The sequence below is a fragment of the Sphingobacterium sp. NGMCC 1.201703 genome, from assembly GCF_047784615.1.
Lineage (GTDB): Bacteria > Bacteroidota > Bacteroidia > Sphingobacteriales > Sphingobacteriaceae > Sphingobacterium.
This window is the reverse complement of record NZ_JBLOHD010000007.1, coordinates 313,014-327,027: the sequence shown is the minus strand read 5'-3', so window position 1 is coordinate 327,027 and position 14,014 is coordinate 313,014. Positions and strand designations below refer to the sequence as shown.

Annotated in this window: 13 protein-coding genes; 3 read left to right on the top strand and 10 right to left on the bottom strand. The window is 39.6% G+C overall.

The window, feature by feature from the left end:
- Positions 1 to 13: 13 nt before the first annotated feature.
- The 7 genes from ACK8HY_RS16840 to ACK8HY_RS16810 form a co-directional block, all read right to left on the bottom strand.
- Positions 14 to 1,789 (bottom strand): peptide MFS transporter, encoded by a 1,776-nt coding sequence (locus tag ACK8HY_RS16840; protein ID WP_077437473.1) that lies wholly within the window; start codon positions 1,787 to 1,789, stop codon positions 14 to 16.
- Between the two features lie 134 nt (positions 1,790 to 1,923).
- Positions 1,924 to 2,253: a helix-turn-helix domain-containing protein gene (locus ACK8HY_RS16835; protein ID WP_070566095.1), complete on the bottom strand. Its 330-nt coding sequence runs from the start codon at positions 2,251 to 2,253 to the stop codon at positions 1,924 to 1,926.
- Between the two features lie 65 nt (positions 2,254 to 2,318).
- Positions 2,319 to 3,689, bottom strand: coding sequence for a Mur ligase domain-containing protein (locus ACK8HY_RS16830; protein WP_077437474.1), 1,371 nt, complete (start codon positions 3,687 to 3,689; stop codon positions 2,319 to 2,321).
- A gap of 7 nt (positions 3,690 to 3,696) precedes the next feature.
- Complete coding sequence (gene prmA / locus ACK8HY_RS16825; RefSeq protein WP_077437475.1) at positions 3,697 to 4,536, bottom strand: 50S ribosomal protein L11 methyltransferase; 840 nt, start codon at positions 4,534 to 4,536, stop codon at positions 3,697 to 3,699.
- Between the two features lie 9 nt (positions 4,537 to 4,545).
- Positions 4,546 to 5,313, bottom strand: a complete 768-nt coding sequence (gene tpiA / locus ACK8HY_RS16820; RefSeq protein ID WP_077437476.1) for a triose-phosphate isomerase — start codon at positions 5,311 to 5,313, stop codon at positions 4,546 to 4,548.
- 12 nt (positions 5,314 to 5,325) lie between these two features.
- Positions 5,326 to 6,492, bottom strand: a complete 1,167-nt coding sequence (locus tag ACK8HY_RS16815; RefSeq protein WP_416134282.1) for a putative sugar nucleotidyl transferase — start codon at positions 6,490 to 6,492, stop codon at positions 5,326 to 5,328.
- A gap of 78 nt (positions 6,493 to 6,570) precedes the next feature.
- Positions 6,571 to 6,819, bottom strand: a complete 249-nt coding sequence (locus tag ACK8HY_RS16810; protein ID WP_077437478.1) for a type B 50S ribosomal protein L31 — start codon at positions 6,817 to 6,819, stop codon at positions 6,571 to 6,573.
- Between the two features lie 227 nt (positions 6,820 to 7,046).
- On the opposite strand from ACK8HY_RS16810, the gene ACK8HY_RS16805 reads away from it, so the two are divergent.
- Positions 7,047 to 7,385, top strand: coding sequence for a DUF2853 family protein (locus ACK8HY_RS16805; RefSeq protein WP_077437479.1), 339 nt, complete (start codon positions 7,047 to 7,049; stop codon positions 7,383 to 7,385).
- A gap of 26 nt (positions 7,386 to 7,411) precedes the next feature.
- On the opposite strand, the gene ACK8HY_RS16800 is transcribed toward ACK8HY_RS16805, so the two are convergent.
- Together ACK8HY_RS16800 and ACK8HY_RS16795 are read right to left on the bottom strand one after the other, a co-directional pair.
- Positions 7,412 to 8,059, bottom strand: coding sequence for a carbohydrate-binding family 9-like protein (locus ACK8HY_RS16800; RefSeq protein ID WP_077437480.1), 648 nt, complete (start codon positions 8,057 to 8,059; stop codon positions 7,412 to 7,414).
- A 73-nt stretch (positions 8,060 to 8,132) separates the two neighbouring features.
- The gene (locus tag ACK8HY_RS16795; RefSeq protein WP_077437481.1) at positions 8,133 to 9,239 is read right to left on the bottom strand and encodes a phosphotransferase enzyme family protein; all 1,107 of its coding nucleotides are present in this window, start codon (positions 9,237 to 9,239) and stop codon (positions 8,133 to 8,135) included.
- Positions 9,240 to 9,469: 230 nt separating this feature from the next.
- On the opposite strand from ACK8HY_RS16795, the gene ACK8HY_RS16790 reads away from it, so the two are divergent.
- Both ACK8HY_RS16790 and ACK8HY_RS16785 read left to right on the top strand, forming a co-directional pair.
- On the top strand, positions 9,470 to 10,816 hold the full coding sequence (locus tag ACK8HY_RS16790) for a Gfo/Idh/MocA family protein (protein WP_077437482.1): 1,347 nt from the start codon (positions 9,470 to 9,472) through the stop codon (positions 10,814 to 10,816).
- A gap of 146 nt (positions 10,817 to 10,962) precedes the next feature.
- Entirely contained in the window at positions 10,963 to 12,255 is a 1,293-nt protein-coding gene (locus ACK8HY_RS16785; RefSeq protein WP_077437483.1) for a hemolysin family protein, read from the top strand.
- Positions 12,256 to 12,341: 86 nt separating this feature from the next.
- Here ACK8HY_RS16785 and ACK8HY_RS16780 read toward each other — a convergent pair whose 3' ends face one another.
- A complete protein-coding gene (locus tag ACK8HY_RS16780) occupies positions 12,342 to 13,931 on the bottom strand; it encodes a peptide MFS transporter (RefSeq protein WP_077437484.1) in 1,590 nt (529 codons plus the stop codon).
- Positions 13,932 to 14,014: the final 83 nt, after the last annotated feature.

Sequence of the window (14,014 nt, the reverse complement as noted above, 5' to 3'; positions counted from 1 at the left end):
GCTTATATAGTTATTATTTAATTCCGTGCATCAATCTTTTGATCAAAGGATTGAATAGTATCACTAACAATCCCGCGAAAGCTGGAATAGCTGTAAATAAAAAGAAAAAATGGCTCAATGAATATTCCTGCTGAATTGTTTCCACCTGTCCTCCCAATACCGCAGCAACTTTTTGTGCGATAGCAATAGCCAGATACCAGATACCGAACATAAAAGCCAACATCCGTGCAGGCACTAGTTTAGAAACATAAGATAAGCCCACTGGCGAGATAAACAATTCCCCCAGTGTGTGAAATAGGTAAGTCAAAACAAGAAATACCATGGAGATCTTCACTCCCGGCGCTACTCCCCATGAGCCCAGCCCGATAATCAAGAATCCGATCGCAACTAAGATCAACCCAAATCCATATTTAAATGCAGCCGAGGGATTATATTTAGACTCCCATATCTTAGATACTGTAGATGCCAGCGCAATGATAAAAAATGAGTTGAGAATTGAAAACCAGGATACTTTGATTTCTGAAGCTTCTTTATTAAATTCCTGATAAAGCATCCAGATTGCCGCACCCCAGATCAGTCCAAAACAGACAAACAATACGATATTGGAAATAGCGATCTTGTCCCAGGTCACTTTGGCCAGTTTTATTAGAACCCAGCTGATAATTGATAAAGGAACGATCGTCAATAAACCATTGACCACATTAAATGTTGTCAATGCCGTGCCTGTAAGTGCTCTATCGATATTATCACGTGCCACAATCACCAAGGAGGTGGCTCCCTGCTCGAAACTCATGAAAAAGAAGATGAGGAAAAACGCCAAAAGCATTACGGCAAACATTCTGTCCCTAACGGTTTTGTCGTAACGCAAAATCCGCGAAACGATGAGATAAATAAATAGGATCAATGCAATAATGACCATAATATACTGTCCTCTCAAAAAAGATGTATCCAATCCGGCAAAGACATCGATAATCCCATTTTTCGACAATGGATCATTAAAGGCATATACAAAACCTATTATCGATACAATACCGATCAACACATAGTCCTTTACCGTAAATGGATTTTTGGTATCTGTATCGGTCTCGGTGACTGCTTCCTTTTCGCCTACAACAGACTTGTCCAAAATACCGAGGTTACCCATGAGCGGTTTTGCGAAAACAAATTGTAATGTTCCGAGCAGCATAAAAATACCCGCCAGGCCAAATCCCCAATGCCAACCATAGGTTTCGGCAATATAACCACAGAGCATCATCCCGAAGAAAGCGCCCGCATTGACGCCCATATAAAATATGGTGTATGCGCCATCCTTCTTTTCAGGAAGGTCTTTATACATTTCGCCAAGGATTGAAGGCATGTTTGGTTTGAAAAACCCTGTTCCGATCACCAGGCAGATCAATCCCAAGAAAAACATGATTGCTGTATCAAAGGCCATTGCAGCATGTCCCAATGTCATGATTGCCGAACCGATAATAACCGCTTTTCGGGATCCAATGTATTTATCGGCAATGATTCCACCAAGTATTGGAGTCAGATAAAGCATCATGGCATATGTCCCATACAAGGCTCCAGCCTGTTGTGCTGTCCAGGCCCAACCAGAGAATGGGCTTCCCTGTATGACCGCTGCAGTTAAAAATTGCATCAATAGGACGCGCATTCCATAGAATGAAAAGCGTTCCCACATCTCCGTAAAGAAAAGTACGAACAGCCCTGAGCGCTGTCCCAGTACATTTGATTTAAAAAAATCATTCGACGGGCTAGTAGTTATATCCCCGTTTAATCTCCCCATAAGTAATCAACCTTATTTTTATAAAATACTTACAAAGAAACAAAAACAAAATCACTTTTGGCCAAAATAAAGTTGCATAAACAAAAAAAGACAATCCCTTTGGATTGCCTTTTCAGTAACATTTTTAATATGTCCTATCTTTTGTGCAATTGTTCGTAAAGATCAATGACCTTTTTCTGAAGCTCGATCACTTCGCCATCACGTTGTTGCAGCTTTTGCGTTAACGCATTGACTTCATTGACATACTCTTTATCTTCTTCTGAATCCGAAGTAGATAATAGTTGAACAACTGTCAAATTGAATAATTTTGAGATTTGATTCAAGCGCGACAGATTCACATCTGTAATTCCTGTTTCAATTTTAGAAAATGCTGGGATTGAGATATCCAATCGCTTTGCAACATCCTCTTGACTCCACCCTTTTTGGTGTCTAAGTAATCTAATTTTTTTTCCTAATGCATTCATCTGGTAGATATTTTAAACAAAAATAGCAAATAAAAATTAATTTACATTAAATTATAATATTTTCTTTAAAAATCTCTAAAAAAACGATCAGCAAGCACCGAGAGATTAACCCCATTATAATTATTTAAACTCATAAGTAGTAAATTGTAACCTCTGGACTTAACCCCATCTAAAAACGAATACAGCCCATCCAAACTCACAACAACCTCTAAATCAGGATTATTAAAGCTCCGTTTGATATTCTCAGGCACGCGTTCAATATCCTTGTTCATTTCCTTGCATGAGTTGATATTCACGTAGACTACAGAGACATCCGATTCCCGCATGGAGTCCGCATATTGTAACAAAAAGGATGAATCTAAGCTATCATATGAGTTTAATTCAATAATTGTGACCAATTTCTGATTAGGAAATTGTTCTTTTACGGCATGGATACTTGACCGAACTTTATCTGCATTGCAGGCGTAATCCTGATAGACCACTGATCCTTCCGAACTGGCCACAAACTCGAGATAACGAATAGAAGTATTAAAGCTCTTTATTGCGTCAAAGAAATCTTTCTTTTTAATTCCCAACCATTCACAGACCGTATAAGCGCCTGCAATATTGGACAGATTATGTTTTCCAAATACCTGCAAAGGAACATCTCCATCCGCAGTATTCAAATAGGTAACCCCTTTATTGATCGTATAATCAGGAATTTTATAACCATGTCTGTTGATCTTACAATCTTTAGTATCCTGCAAAACCTTTTGGAGAACGGCATCTTCTTTATTATAGATCAGTGTTCCTTTGGGAGGTATAGAATCAATAAAATCTTCAAATTGTTTAATATATTCCTCTTGAGATATTTTGGAATTGAATTCATTCCATACGATACCCGAGATTAGCGCAATATTGGGCTTATAATACAAGAATTTGGACTTGGAGTCAATTTTGGACGAAACATATTCATCTCCCTCGATAATAATAATCTTATTATGCTTGGTAATATCCACAAGTTTATCAAAGCCTCTTAATTGCGCCCCGACCAGGTAATCAAAATCTTTACCTAAGAAGCGCATGACGTGCATGACCATACTCGTAATCGTGGTTTTCCCATAGCTACCTGCAATAACCACACGGATTTTATCCTGTGAAAGTTCTTGTATAAACTCAGGAAAAGAATAGATTTTCAGGCCTAATTCCTGCGCCCTTTTTAATTCGGGATTATCTGCTTGCGCATGTGCTCCTAAAATAACAGCATCAATATCTTCTGTCACCTTATCGGCAAACCATCCCAATTGATCTGGCAATAATCCAGCTTCGATAAGATGGGAACGGGAAGGCTCCACAATCTGATCATCAGATCCAGTAATCTGGTGCCCCTGCTTTGCCAAGGAAATGGCAAGGTTGTGCATCACACTACCACCTATCGCTATAAAATGAATACGCATCGCTCTATTACCGTTTCACAAACTTGGCTGCACACCAATTATTTAAAACTTTTTTGGAGATAAATTCAAAACCTAAAGACTCAGCTGTCTCACGTAACATGGCCAAATCTTCCTGTTCATAGAATCCGCTTAAGTACAACTCTCCATTTATATTGATACTTAAAGCGTATTGGGGCAATTGTTCCAATAGAATATTCCGATTGATATTTGCTAAGATAGTATCAAAAACACGGCCTTTTAAAACCTCAAAAGAGCCACAGATAGCCTCGATATTGGTTACTGTATTAAGCGCGCTATTTTCGATCACACTGTCCACGCAGATTTCATCGTAATCTACTGCCAATAAAGCATCAGCCCCTTTTTTTGAAGCCAAGATCGCCAGGATCCCCGTACCACAGCCCATGTCCAGGACCTGTTTACCCTCAAAATCATTTTCCAGAATATACTGTAGCATCATCGATGTCGTCTGATGGTGCCCTGTACCGAAGGACATTTTGGGGTCGATGATTATTTCATAGGGAAAATCAGGCCTTGCCTCATGAAATGTAGCACGAACATAGCATTGTCCACCTACTTCAATGGGATTAAAATTACTCTCCCAGAGCTTATTCCAATTCTGATTTTCAATTTCCTGGACTTTATAGCTTACTTCAAGTCCTTCATCAAGATGTAGCATTAATGTTTCTAATGCCTGCAAATCTAGATTTGCAGCTGGAATATAAGCTGCAAATCCAGATTCGGTATCTTCAAACGTATCAAAGCCGATGTCTGCCAAATCAGATACCAATAGATCTTTTTGCCATTCCTCGCCCGATAGCATTTGAAAGATAACCTCTATGTATTTCATTTCTAAAAATTAGCCGTTAAACACTTTGGCAATATCAATAAAATCTCTCGATTTCAAAGAAGCTCCTCCAATCAAACCACCATCGATATCTGCTTGAGCAAACAGATCTTTTGCATTACCCGGATTACAAGAACCACCATACAGAATACTTGTATTATCCGCTGTTTCCTGACCATATTTCTCTGCGACGACCTGACGGATAAATTGATGAACTTCCTGTGCCTGCTCCGGACTAGCCGTAAGACCCGTGCCGATCGCCCAAACTGGCTCATAGGCCAATACCACTGTAGCGAAAGCTTCATTGGACAGATGGAACAATCCAGCAGTCAATTGTGTTTTAATTATTTCAAAGAAATCACCGGACTCGCGCTCTTCTTTGGTTTCTCCAATACAAAATATCGGCGTCAGGCCATGTTTCAACGCGATATCTACTTTCGCAGCCAACAAAGCGTCTGTTTCTCCAAAATAAGCACGTCTTTCAGAGTGACCTAAGATCACATGTGAAGCACCGACCGATTTTACCTGTCCTGCTGAAATTTCACCAGTGTAAGCTCCAGACTCCGCCTGATGAATATTTTGTGCACCGATATTCACGTTAGCCACATTCTTGGAAAGTTGCCCAAGACTTGACAAGTGAATGAAAGGGCTGCAAACAACCAGTTCCTGATTTCCAATAACTTCATCTTTGGCCATATTGATAATTTCAGAGAATAAACTTAATCCGGATTGATAGTCTAAATTCATTTTCCAATTACCAGCTACGATTTTCTTACGCATGATTTTTACGATTTAATTATATTTTTTGTTAAGTTGATTCAATTCCCTTGTGAGCCTTTCCGGCAGTTCCTCATTTTTGGACACATATAGCGTTTCCAGGTACTCCATAAACTTGTCAAAGTTATAGATCTGTGTATCCCCATTGAACAGCCAGGCAAACGACGGTACAAATTTAGCATAAAAACTTGTATCTGCCAGCATACTTGCAATTCCAATTACGGTTCCGGTATTAAAAGACGAGTTAATCCCCGTCCGTGTATAGTCACCTATAAAAACACCACACTTTAATAAGCCTGTATCCCTAAAGTCTTCGAGGCTATAATCATAAATTGATACCGTTTTTAAATTGTTTTTAAGATTCGAATTGGAGGTCCCGGCACCAAGATTACACCAGTCCCCTATGACCGAGCAGCCAAGATAACCATGATGTCCTTTTGCGGAAAAGTCCCCGATAACGGAATTTCCGACCTCACCTCCGACGACACTTTGTTTTCCCACGGACACATTGCCATAGATCGTTGCCCCCATTTTTACGACAGCTCCTTTTCCCAGATAGAGTGGCCCCCGCAGATGAGCCCCCTCCATAATCGTGGCTCCCTCGTCAATGTAAATAGGGCCAGTGGTCGAGTTGAGTGTCGCACATTCCATCGAGACCTGTTCAGCGACGTAAATATCTGTCCCCAGCAACTGGTTTGTCGGGGAGACAGCCTCAACGGCAGTCTTTTTTGCCAAAAGGTTAAAATCATTTATATTTTCTGCCCCCGTTAATACGAACAAATCTTCCACGCCTTTCAACAAAGAGATGCTATCATCTGCATCCTTTAACTTCAAAGCCCCCGCAGTATGATACCGCCAGGCAATGATCATTTCCCCCTGTCGCAGGATATCGCCTTCCTCCATCGCCAAAATAGCCTGTACCAGCAGCTCAGAGGGAACAACATGCTTGGTCACCCAAACAGCTCCTTCCTCACAACTATTGCCCTCGGCAAGCTCCAGATTGAACGCGGAAGCCAACCTATGCCATTTCTCCCTTAAGGTGAGAATACCGACACGTAAGTCTAGACAGGATTTAACGAAGGTAAAAGGATATAAACTCTTTTTATCAAAAGAAGTCAACGGGAAAGTGAGCGTATCCAACGGCCGGATAGCATCAAAACAATCTACAAAAAAGATTTTCACAAAATAAAAATAACAAAAAAAACCCGACAAATAACATTTATCGAGTTCTTAATATTGTAATATACAGATCTGCTACAATTATTTTTTGTTGTAACGGCTACGGAATTTGTCGATACGTCCAGCAGTATCAACCAATTTCATTTTACCTGTATAGAAAGGGTGTGATGTATGAGAAATCTCTAATTTTACAACTGGGTACTCATTACCATCTTCCCACTGAATAGTCTCTTTCGTGTCAACACAAGATTTAGTAATAAAAGCATAGTCGTTTGACATATCTTTAAATACAACTAATCTGTAATTTGAAGGATGCAAATCTTTTTTCATTATTATTATGATTACGTATATTCAATTATTGAGGTGCAAAGATAATTTATAAAAATGTAATTTGCAACAATTGCAAAGAATAATTCACTGAATTTTTCCACACTTTCAGTTACCTGCACTTAAACGGTTACAAATGTAACAATCTTTATTTATCCCTCAAGAATTATTTTGTTTTCCAACTTTTTTCGCTTAACTTAACTTACTACAATTAAATCATTTACATAATTATGAGCAAATTAGATGAAAAAATTGCTGCATATACTGCAGAATCAAAAAAACTAGGGTTATCACTCGATGATGCGTTTATTGCAAAAGTGACAAAAGGGATGGGACCTTCCATTTACAATGCAGATTCAGAAACTATTGCAGCGTCAGATCCCGAAGAGCTTAAACGTGTCAAGCAAAATTTTCTGATCAAAAAATTAGGGCTCAAAGATGGTCCTGATTTAGACAAAGCATTAGAAGAAGTTATTACCACTATTGGTAAATCCAATAAAAATAAATACCGTGTTTTGGTGTATGCTTTATTGGCAAAAAAATTCAAAAAAGAATCTGTTTACCAATAAGCAACAACATTTTATTAATCCAACTTCTATCCAAAAATCAGTTCGCCAAAAAACTGAGGTAAATGGAAATTAGGAGTTGGATTATCTACTTTACTCCAGGAGAGAAAATGCGGATTTTTTAGGTTGTCACCACACTTGTAAAAGTTCCCATGTATTTTCTTCCCTTTCAGCTCACTTGTATCATTAAATTTAAAGACAGCCAGTGGAATGACCTGGATCATGCTCCAGCGTCTATCTGTACCGCTATGCCGCTCGATCATGGAGAATGCCTGCACCGTCTCAATCTCTGCCGCACTGAGCCTGCTTCTCGCTGATTTATCAGGAGTACCGTAGCCGATCAACCCTGTTCCGATCAAATTAAACTCTATATTATAATAATGCTTGCGATCATCAAACGAAACGAAAAACTCTACGCAACTATCCTCCCAAACATTTTGGTTTGCTTCTGCGTAATTTCCGCGCAATTGCTCCTCAGCGACATCAAACTGTAGCAGCAATTCATTTTGCGTATAACCTATTTTAAATCGCACCTGCGGCTTATAAGGATACGAATCGCTCCAATTACTCTGCTCCAATGTATTCCACTCCAAATCTTTTAGAAGATCCGAAAGCTGATTAAAATTGTGGCTGCCGGTCAAATCTGATGCAATGGGCAGAATGGTTAGTTTCTTCATATACAGTAAAGTTAAGAAAAAGAAGCTTCATCATTAGATGGAAGCTTCTCAACATATTAAAGGTATAAAATCGTTAAATACAATCAAAAATTACCTTTCGCATAAATTCTTCATTCTTTTCCATCTCTTCCACCAATTTTAGCTGCGTATTGGTACGTACCAAATTATGTTCGTCATATTTGGTTTTATAGTAATGGTCTCCCTCAATGTAATCGGTCAGGAAGCGTACGCCTTGCATATAAGGTAATAAAAACGCCCCATCAACCAGCGTTTCTTTTTCCGCTGTGGTCAAAAACTCGTTTGCTTCTTCCAGATAGCCTTCTGCATAGGCCTTGTATAATGATAGGTTCAGCACGATTTTCGATATATCCTTTTCATCTTCGGCTACGGGATTAATAATGGTACGTATGGCATCTCCAAAATCATAGGCAACGTACCCTGGCATAACCGTATCCAGATCAATCACACATTGCATTTTATCGTGGACATCAAGTAATACATTATTAAATTTTGTATCGTTATGTGTGATACGCAAGGGCAATGCACCTTTATTTCCCAAATCCAGGATTGTCTTCATACGGTCTTCACGGCTAAAGATAAAGTCCAGTTTATCCTTTACCTGTTCCACACGTTGGCAGACATCTTGCGCAATCGCTTTTCGAAGATTATTGAGTCGGAATTCTACGTTATGAAAATTAGGCAGTACTTCAACAATACGGGAAGCATCCAGGTCAGAAAGCTGTTTCTGAAACAGTCCAAAAGCACGTCCACCCTCTGCCGCCTGCACTTCTGTTTCCACAATATCATAACTCTTTGTATCCTCAATCAGGATAAACATACGCCAGTAATTCCCTTCGCTGTCCTTCGTATATAACTTGCCTTCCAGTGTAGGAATAATCGTCAGGACATGGTCACTGACCCGCTTGCCTTCGGCAACTTTTACTTTTTTACTGAGATGTTTTGTTACGATTTCAATATTATGCATCAAGCCTTCAACATTTGGAAATACGTGATGGTTGATGCGTTGCAATAAATGCGATATCCCGCTATTTATGGAGGTAGTTACACGATAAGTATCATTGATATGACCAGAACCAAAAGGCTGCACTGAAATGATATCTCCTTCTAATGTGAATTGTTTTGCTGCGTTCTCTACTACTAATTGGTTAAAATCAGACATTAAACTATGTTTTTAAATCATCAATGTGCTTGCAATATCACAAATTGAATTAATAAATGATAATTTTTATTTCAATCAAACGTTTGCATGAAATTTAATAAATTTAAACAATCGTTTGCACTTTCTTTTATAGCAAATGAAATAATATATTTGTTGATAGGAGCCAGTCAAATAGCTGGTTCTTCACTAAGATAAATAACTAATATACAAACTCCTCATATCTCAAAACAATGGATAGAAGAAATTTCATTAAGTCAACTGCCATCACTACCGCTGGACTCGGCGTTCTTTCAAGTACTGACTTATTCGCCCAAACAAACGGGAAAATCAAAATCGGCTTTATCGGGGTAGGTCTTCGTGGACGGAATCACGTTCAGATCGCCTTAAACAGAGACGATCTAGAAATTGTGGCCGTATGTGATACACAAGAAGAATCTCTTGCACAATGCCGTAAACAGTTCAATGCGAAAGGCACCAAACTTCCAAAAGAGTATACAGGAGGCGTCGATGCTTACAAAAAAATGTTAAGCAGCGAAAAATTAGATGCAGTTATCATTGCAACACCTTGGCAATTTCACAAAGACCAAGCTATTGATGCCATGAAAGCAGGTTTATATGTAGGTTGTGAAGTTATCGCTGGCTTAACCGTACAAGATCACTGGGATGTCGTAAAAGCTTCTGAAGAAACCGGAAAACCTTACATGACATTGGAAAATGTTGCTTTCCGTCGTGATGTACTTGCGGTACTAAATATGCACAGACAAGGTTTATTCGGTGAATTGTTACATCTTGAAGGTGGTTATCAACATGATTTACGTGAAGTTTTATTCAATGATGGTAAGAGTTATTATGGCCATGGCGTTGAATACGGACCTAAGGCACTTTCTGAGGCGCAATGGCGTACACAGTTCAACATTGACCAAGATGGTGACCTTTATCCGACACACGGTTTAGGACCTATCATGCAGTTTGTTGATATCAACAAGGGCAATAGATTTACGCATATTACATCTTACTCAAGTAAGGCGCGTGGTCTAGCGGCTTATGTTAACAAAGTATCGCCCGGACACCCAAACAGTAAGCTAAACTATAAAAACGGGGATATCACTCAAACGATGCTACAATGTGCAAATGGTGAAACCATGTTGTTAACACACGACACGCATTTACCAAGACCCTATTCCATCGGTTTCCGTGTACAGGGAACGGAAGGTATTTGGATGGATGTCGCTAAAGGGATCCACATCGAAGGAAAATCAAAACCGCATACCTGGGATCCAGCAGACGAATGGGTTAAAAAATATGATCACCCGATCTGGAAAAAATACGAAGAATTAGCGACAGGTTCAGGCCACGGTGGTATGGACTGGTTTGTATTCAATGCATTTATCCAAGCTGTAAAACAAAAAGTTCAAACGCCAATTGACGTTTATGATTCAGTAACGATGAGTGCGGTATTCCCACTTTCTACAGAATCGATCAAAAAAGGTAATAAAACTTTAGAGTTCCCGGATTTCACAAAAGGAAAATGGAAAACAAAGAAAAACACCTTCATGCTTGACGATAGCGGCATGTAATCATAAAAAAAGTATAAACCAAAGAAGCTGTATCCCGAAAAGATACAGCTTTTTTCGTTAGGCTATTTAATATAATCCCAATAGTTCTACCATTTAGGCCGCCTTTTTCTTAAATTAGCTTTCACAAACAATTTTTCCATAACATTATGCTCACCGAAGCAATTATAATCTTAGTACTCATTATCTTAAATGGAATCCTTTCTGCTTCCGAAATTTCAATCGTTTCCAGTAGAAAAGCCCGCTTACAGGCGGAGAGCGACAAGGACAATCCTGCCGCCAAGATTGCGTTACATCTCAAAGAATCACCCAATAGTTTCCTATCAACCGTACAGATAGGCATCACTCTAATTGGCATCTTAACAGGTTTCTTTTCAGGCGGCAGCATTTCAACCTATCTGATTGAGATTTTTAATCAATCGAGTTTACTCGCACCTTATAGCCAACAGTTGGCAGTCATTTTGGTGGTATTCATCATAACTTATTTCTCGTTGGTTCTCGGCGAACTGGTGCCAAAACGCATCGGAATGGCTATTCCCGAAAAATATGCCATGCTCATTGCTTACCCGATGAATTTACTCAGCAAAATTGTCAGGCCGTTTGTCTGGCTATTGAGTGCTTCTACAGAATTTATTGTCAAGCTGCTCAATATCAAAAGCACGGGAAATAGTGTAACCGAAGAAGAGATCAAGGCATTGGTGGACGAGGGGGTAGATAGTGGTGTGATTGAAGGTATTGAACATGATATCGTGGATCGTCTCCTCAGTCTGGGAGACAAGAAAGCCATCAATCTAATGACCCACCGCAAGAATATTGTATTTCTGGATCTGGAAGACAGTTTTGAGGAAAACAGGCAGATTATCCTGGACAATGATCATTCCATTTACCCCGTCTGCGAAGGTGGGCTCGACAATATCAAAGGCGTCGTCCATGTTAAATCCTTGCTCAGACAATGTTTTGAAAACAAACCCTTTGACCTTCGGAAACTCCTGCTTCCGATCAAATTTGTCAATGAATTCAGCTCTTCTTATAGCATTATGAATACATTGCGAACATCTCAGGTACACCAGGCGGTTGTCATCGACGAATACGGCTCCCCTCAGGGCATTATCACCCTGCGCGATATTGTCGGCGATTTAGTTGGCAATATTACCGAAAGCGATATCAGCGTACGTCCAACAATCCGTCAGCTCGAAAGTGGCGATTATGTCGTAGATGGGCAGTATCAGATCGAGGATCTTCTGGATGAATTTGAAATAGGTCTTTCCGAGGAGGACGAGGACGACATCAACAATGTCACGACTGTAGGCGGATTGGTTTTCTTACTCTTAGACCACGTCCCAGAGGAGGGCGAACGTGTACGTTTCAAAAACATGATTTTTGAAGTATTGGATATGGATGGCAATCGTATCGACAAGCTTTTATTAAAAATAGAGGAATAAAAAGGATGCTATCCGATTTCATTTAATACACAAAGGGCCGATCAGTACTGATCGGCCCTTTGTGTAAACTATTTTTATGAGTCTATCTAATTGATGCCATGCATCATCTTTTTCAAAATCGGATTGAAAACAATCAGTAATAGCGCGGTCACGCCTGGAACAATGGCAAAAATCATAAAGAAATAAGCCATCGAGTGCTCTGCTGTAATTTTATCGATGTACGAACCTAAAAATCCACCAATGAAATTAGCGATAGCTGAAGCACAAAACCAGCAGCCAAAAAGTAAACCTAAAAACTTCTTTGGAGAGAGTTTACTGACATAGGAAAGTCCTACCGGAGATAGACAAAGTTCTCCAGCTGAATGGAAAAAATAGGCGATAACAAGCCAGATCATGCTAACTGAGGCAGTTTTCGCCCCCTGTGGGATATCACTTGCGCCATAAGCCAGCGCGGCGAAGCCAATACCGACCAAGATCAGGCCCAAAGCAAATTTTACCGGTCCAGAAGGATTCCAGATTTTTTCCCAGAATTTGCTGAAGGATGAGGCCAACGAAATAATAAAAAATGCATTCAATATCTGGAACCAAGAAGCGCCAACTTCGGAACCGGTTATACCAATCTCACGAAACACTTTCCACAAGCCCAAGCCCCAAATAATTCCAAAGGAAATCGCTGTGAACAAAATGGTCAAAGGAAATTGTTTGTAAATCTTTCTCGCAAGCGCAGTCAATACAATGGTTACTATGATAATGGGAGCGATCGTTAATATTGTATCTATCCATTTAAAGGCAACAGCTGAATCTCCCGATAACACGCGTTGTGTATAATCTTTGGCAAAAATAGACATGGACCCTCCTGCCTGCTCAAAAGACAAAAAGAATACGATACTAGCGAGCATGAATATTGTAACGACAACAAGACGGTCTCTTACAACATTTCTAGGGATAATCTCATCAACTTCCTCATTATTTTTAACCTTTGCGTCGTGATGCGCCTGTAGAGCCTTGGGTGTATCGCCAATAATTCCAAATATTTTTTGACCAAAATAGAATTGTAACATCCCAAAAAACATAAAAACTCCCGCTAGCCCAAAGCCATAATGCCAACCGATCTTCTCGCCAATATAACCGCACAAAAGCATCCCCAGAAATGAGCCGGCATTAATACCCATATAGAAAATGGTATAACCAGCATCTTTCTTCGCACTTTTATCTGGGTATAAGTTTCCAACCATAGAAGAAATATTCGGTTTAAACATTCCATTTCCCAAGATCATCAAAAGCAGACCTAAGAAGAAGAAGCCTGAATTGACAGCCTCAAATGCCATAGATAAGTGACCTAGTGTCATAATCAATGCACCGATCAGAATAGCCTTTTTAAAACCGGTTAACTTATCCGCAATCATACCACCGATCAACGGAGTCAAATAAACAAAACCTGTATATGCGCCATATAATTTCATGGCGCGTTCATTGCTCCATTCCCAGCCGCCGTCAGCGATCGTACTGATTAAGAACAACGTCAGTAACGCACGCATACCGTAATAGCTGAAACGCTCCCACATCTCAGTAAAGAATAGCACAAATAATCCGGCAGGATGCCCATTTACCATCTTGTCATCTATCCCCTGCTTGGCCAGATGTGCTACAAGAACTTGATCTTTTTCTTGATTCATATAATTTCAATAATTGTTTTATAACTCAGGTTTTGTTTTTAATTTGATAAAAATCGCTTGAAGATACACTATTTTTCTATGAA

Bases quoted from the DNA above. Each gene is read 5' to 3' on its own strand.
- ACK8HY_RS16840 (WP_077437473.1), bottom strand. From the start codon at position 1,789: ATGGGGAGATTAAACGGGGATATAACTACTAGCCCGTCGAATGATTTT.
- ACK8HY_RS16835 (WP_070566095.1), bottom strand. From the start codon at position 2,253: ATGAATGCATTAGGAAAAAAAATTAGATTACTTAGACACCAAAAAGGG.
- ACK8HY_RS16830 (WP_077437474.1), bottom strand. From the start codon at position 3,689: ATGCGTATTCATTTTATAGCGATAGGTGGTAGTGTGATGCACAACCTT.
- prmA (WP_077437475.1), bottom strand. From the start codon at position 4,536: ATGAAATACATAGAGGTTATCTTTCAAATGCTATCGGGCGAGGAATGG.
- tpiA (WP_077437476.1), bottom strand. From the start codon at position 5,313: ATGCGTAAGAAAATCGTAGCTGGTAATTGGAAAATGAATTTAGACTAT.
- ACK8HY_RS16810 (WP_077437478.1), bottom strand. From the start codon at position 6,819: ATGAAAAAAGATTTGCATCCTTCAAATTACAGATTAGTTGTATTTAAA.
- ACK8HY_RS16805 (WP_077437479.1), top strand. From the start codon at position 7,047: ATGAGCAAATTAGATGAAAAAATTGCTGCATATACTGCAGAATCAAAA.
- ACK8HY_RS16800 (WP_077437480.1), bottom strand. From the start codon at position 8,059: ATGAAGAAACTAACCATTCTGCCCATTGCATCAGATTTGACCGGCAGC.
- ACK8HY_RS16795 (WP_077437481.1), bottom strand. From the start codon at position 9,239: ATGTCTGATTTTAACCAATTAGTAGTAGAGAACGCAGCAAAACAATTC.
- ACK8HY_RS16790 (WP_077437482.1), top strand. From the start codon at position 9,470: ATGGATAGAAGAAATTTCATTAAGTCAACTGCCATCACTACCGCTGGA.
- ACK8HY_RS16785 (WP_077437483.1), top strand. From the start codon at position 10,963: ATGCTCACCGAAGCAATTATAATCTTAGTACTCATTATCTTAAATGGA.
- ACK8HY_RS16780 (WP_077437484.1), bottom strand. From the start codon at position 13,931: ATGAATCAAGAAAAAGATCAAGTTCTTGTAGCACATCTGGCCAAGCAG.